Here is a 4151-nt window from a genome sequence, read left to right as displayed (position 1 = left end):
CCCGCCAGCAGGCCTCGTCCTCGGACCTCGACAAGGCCCGCCGCGACCTGGAGCGCGCCAAGACCCTCTACGCCAAGGGCTTCGTGACCAAGGTGCGGGTCGACGACGCCGAAAGCGCCGTGCGCTCGGCCGGGGCCGCCTACAATGCCGCCGCCTTCGACCGGCGCTGGGCCCAGCTGGTTTCACCGGCCTCGGGCGTGGTGCTGGAGCGCAAGGCCCAGGCCGGCGAGGTGGTCCAGCCCGGCCAGGCCGTGGTCAGCATCGCCGACCTGAACAGCCCCCTGGTGCTGCGCGTGCCCCTGCCCGACCGCGACGTGGCTGGCGTCAGGGTCGGCGCGCCGGTCGAGGTCACCGTCGACGCCCTGAAAACACCAGGAGGGGCCGGCCAGACCCTGGTCGGCCGCGTCACCCGCGTGGGCCAGTCGGCCGACGCCCGCACCGGCGCGGTCACGGTCGAGATCGAGGTCGCCGCCCGGCCCGAGCTGCGCAGCGGCCAGATCGCCACCGCCCGCCTGGCCAGCCGCGTGGCGGCCACGACCAACGTCGGCTTCGCCCGCATCCCCGCCGAGGCGGTGCTCGAGGCGTCGGGCGGCAAGGCGGCCGTGCTGCGCCTCGACAATGGCCGAGCTCGCCGCACGCCCGTCCAGTTCGGCGGCTTCGACGGCCCTGGTGTCGGGCCTGCCCGACGGCGCGCGGGTGATCACCGCCGGCGCCGGCTTCGTCTCGGACGGCGACCGGGTGACGGTGACCGATCCGAAGGCGCTGGGCCGGAAGGCGGGGCAATGAGCGTCGCGGCTTTTCCCGCTCATGCCCCCTCCTTTCAACCGTCATTCCCGCCCTTGTGGCGGGAACCCCTGGTTCAGCTGACGGGGAAGCGAAATGGCGCGCTGGCGCGTCACACCCCTGACCTTGCGGCGCATAGAGGGGTTCCCGCCACAAGGGCGGGAATGACGGATGTTGGGGTGGCATGGTCAGCGCTAGAGCGAGGACCTTCACAATGAAGTTCGACCTCGCCGGCTTCGCCGTCCACCGCTGGCAATTCACCCTGGTCGCCTTCGGCCTGCTGGTGATGCTGGGGCTGAACGCCTTCCTGAACGTGCCGCGTTCGGAGGATCCGCACTTCCCGGTGCCGATCGTCGTCATCCGCGCCGTGCTGCCGGGGGCCGAACCCTCGGAGATGGAGCAGCTGGTCGCCGATCCCATCGAGGACGCCGTCGACGGTCTGGACGATATCGACAAGGTCGAGTCGACCAGCCTGGACGGGGCGGCGGTGATCCGCGTCCACTTCAACTGGAACGTCGATCCCGAGCGCAAGTACGACCAGGTGGTCCGCGAGGTGAACGCCATCCGGGGGAACCTGCCCGCCGGCATCGCCCGCCTCGACATCGACCGCGTGCGCACCACCGAGGTGGCCATCGTCCAGCTCGCCCTGACCTCCGACGTGCTGCCGATGCGCCGGCTGGAGAAGGTGGCCGACCGGCTGCGCGAGCGGCTGGACCGGGTGCCCGGCGTGCGCCAGTCCCGCTATTACGGCGCGCCGTCGTCGGAGGTGCGGGTGTCGCTGGACCTGGCCCGGCTGTCGGCCCTGAAGCTGCCGGCCACCGCCGTGTCCGACGCCCTGAAGGCCAACGGCGCCGAAGCCCCGATCGGCGCGGTCCAGGCCGGCGACCGCCGCTTTAACGTCAAGGCCGGCGGGGCCTTCCGCTCGCTGGACGCGGTCAAGGACACCCCCGTCCGCTCGATCGGCGGCCAGGTGGTGCGGGTGCGCGACGTCGCCGACGTGGCCTGGGCCCAGGACGAGCCCACCCACCTGACGCGTTTCAACGGCAAGCGGGCGATCTTCGTCACCGTCACCCAGAAGGACGGCCAGGACGTCGCCAAGATCACCGCCAGCGTCGACAAGGTGCTGGACGAGTACGAGAAGAGCCTGCCGGCCGGGGTGAAGCTGGAGCGCGGCTTCGTCCAGGCCCGCAATGTCGAACACCGGCTGAACAACCTCTTCCGCGACTTCGGCATCGCCCTGGCCCTGGTGCTGATCACCCTGCTGCCGCTGGGGCCGCGCGCCGGCCTGGTGGTGATGGTGTCGATCCCGCTGAGCCTGCTGATCGGCCTGGTGCTGCTGCAGGCGTTCGGCTTCACCCTGAACCAACTGTCGATCGCCGGCTTCGTGCTGGCCCTGGGCCTGCTGGTCGACGACAGCATCGTCATCACCGAGAACATCGCCCGCCGCATCCGCGAGGGCGAGGAGCGCACGGCCGCGGCCGTCAACGGCGCCAACCAGATCGCGCTGGCGGTGCTGGGCTGCACGGCCTGTCTGATGCTGGCCTTCCTGCCGCTGATGGCCCTGCCGGGCGGGTCGGGGGCCTATATCAAGTCGCTGCCGGTGACGGTGCTGTGCACGGTCGGCGCCTCGCTGCTGGTCTCGATGACCATCATCCCGTTCCTGGCCAGCCGGGTGCTGGACAAGCATTCCGACCCCGAGGGCAACCGGCTGCTGCGGGCGGTGAACGGCGGCATCCACCGCTTCTACCGGCCGGTGCTGCACTTCAGCCTGGCGCGGCCGTGGCTGAGCCTGGCGATCATGCTGGCGATCTGCGCCACCACCGTGCCGATGCTGAAGATCGTCGGCTCGTCCCTGTTCCCGGCCGCCGAGACCCCGCAGTTCCTGATCCGGATCGAGACCCCCGACGGCAGCCCCCTGGCCCGCACCGACCGCGCCCTGCGCTTCGTCGAGGCCCGCCTGAAGCAGGAGCCGGCGATCATCTGGCACGCCGACAACCTGGGGCGCGGCAACCCGCAGATCTTCTACAACATCACCCAGCGCGAGAGCGCCACCACCTATGGCGAGGTGTTCGCCAGTCTGAAGGCTTGGAAGCCCGGCGAGAGCGAGCACGTGCTGGACCGCCTGCGCGCCGACTTCGCCCGCTTCCCCGGCGCGCGGATCAGCGTCGTCACCTTCGAGAACGGCCCGCCGATCGACGCCCCGGTGGCCGTGCGCCTGACCGGCCAGAACCTGGAGGTGCTGAAGGCCCTGGCGGCGCGCGCCGAGATCGTCCTGAAGGCCACGCCGGGCACGCGCGACGTCAACAACCCCGTGCGGCTGGACCGCACCGACCTGGACCTCGGCGTCGACGAGGGCAAGGCCGCCGCCTTGGGCGTGCCGGCCGGCGCCCCGCGCCGCGCCGCCCGCCTGGCCCTGTCGGGCGAGGAGACCGGCCGGTTCCGCGATCCGGACGGCGACGACTATGYGGTCAGGGTGCGGCTTCCCCAAAACACCATGGGGAGCGTGACGGAGGGGCCCAACGCCGTGGGCAGCCGCAACGCCCTGGCCGACCTGTCCAAGATCTACGTTCCCACCGCCGACGGCGAGGCCGCGCCGCTGGGCTCGATCGCCACCCCCACCCTGCGCTCCAGCCCCGCCCGCATCGACCGCTTCGACCGCGAGCGGACGGTGACGGTCAGCGCCTACGTCCAGACCGGCTATCTGACCGCCAAGGTCACCGAGGATGTCGTGGCGCGCCTGGAGCGCGAGCTGCCCATGCCGCCCGGCTACCGCCTGTCGATGGGCGGCCAGGCCGAGGCCCAGTCGGAAAGCTTCGCCGGCCTGGGCGCGGCGGTGATGGTGGCGGTGTTCGGGATCCTGGCCGTGCTGGTCCTGGAGTTCCAGAAGTTCAAGACCGCGCTGGTGGTGGCCGGCATCATCCCGTTCGGCCTGTTCGGGGCCGTGGCGGCCCTGTGGATCACCGGCTATTCGCTGAGCTTCACCGCGACGATCGGGCTGGTCGCGCTGATCGGCATCGAGATCAAGAACTCGATCCTGCTGGTGGATTTCACCGAGCAATTGCGGCGCGACGGGATGGGCTTGCACGACGCCATCGAGAAGGCCGGCGAGGTGCGGTTCCTGCCGGTGCTGCTGACCTCGGTCACGGCGATCGGGGGGCTGCTGCCGCTGGCGATGGAGGGGTCGGGGCTGTACTCGCCGCTGGCCATCGTGATCATCGGCGGGCTGATCACGTCCACGGTGCTGTCGCGGGTGGCGACGCCGGTGATGTACTGGCTGACGGCGCGGGGGGATGAGCGGGGGTGACAACTTAGATCCTCCCATCACTTTCAACCGTCATCCCGGGCCTTGTGGCCGGGGCCCCGCGGCC

At 71.1% G+C, this 4151-nt stretch carries 2 protein-coding genes; both read left to right on the top strand.

The window, feature by feature from the left end; translation table 11 throughout:
* The coding region (locus AC1DZ6_RS20420) for an efflux RND transporter periplasmic adaptor subunit (protein ID WP_477098962.1) at positions 1 to 1001 on the top strand (1001 nt) is incomplete at its 5' end.
* Positions 998 to 4087, top strand: a complete 3090-nt coding sequence (locus tag AC1DZ6_RS20415) for an efflux RND transporter permease subunit (protein WP_477098961.1) — start codon at positions 998 to 1000, stop codon at positions 4085 to 4087. The genes AC1DZ6_RS20420 and AC1DZ6_RS20415, both read left to right, overlap by 4 nt.
* Positions 4088 to 4151 lie beyond the last annotated feature (64 nt).

The sequence above is a fragment of the Caulobacter sp. P1_B12_2 genome (assembly GCF_056406675.1).
Note: the sequence above shows the minus strand (reverse complement) of the source record. Positions and strands in the feature narration are given on the sequence as shown.